Source organism: Dellaglioa sp. CoH-56-MRSF-14 (genome assembly GCF_056782115.1).
In genome coordinates, this window is record NZ_JBXAYB010000069.1 from 1 (window position 1) to 317 (window position 317).

1 protein-coding gene is annotated in these 317 nt (G+C 51.4%); it reads left to right on the plus strand.

Annotated elements, in window-relative coordinates; all coding sequences use genetic code 11:
- Positions 1–47 precede the first annotated feature (47 nt).
- Positions 48–317 (plus strand): hypothetical protein (locus AC1RPX_RS07885; RefSeq protein ID WP_481763344.1); only part of this gene is annotated, 270 nt, incomplete at its 3' end.

Below are 317 nucleotides of genomic sequence, written 5' to 3' on the forward strand. Positions count from 1 at the left end.
GGCATGACCTAGTTGCCGGGTTACCGGCCTTTTTATACGGAGACGCGATGGACACACAACGCGCCCATCAGCTTATCGATCAGTTACTAGCGGAAGATTTCAAGAAACTCGATGACGTTCATTTCAGGTACTTCGTGTTTGCTGGACTCGTAGAAGGCTTTGACAACGATGAGCAGTGCATCAAAGATCGCGCTGATTACGCGCATCTTGTGCCGGAGCGACTAAACGGGCTTCCGCACGTAGAAGAGGAAAAGATGGCAGAGTTCATGCACGCGGTATCCGGCATCGGCCGTGATCTGTGCGTAGCATATGACTAT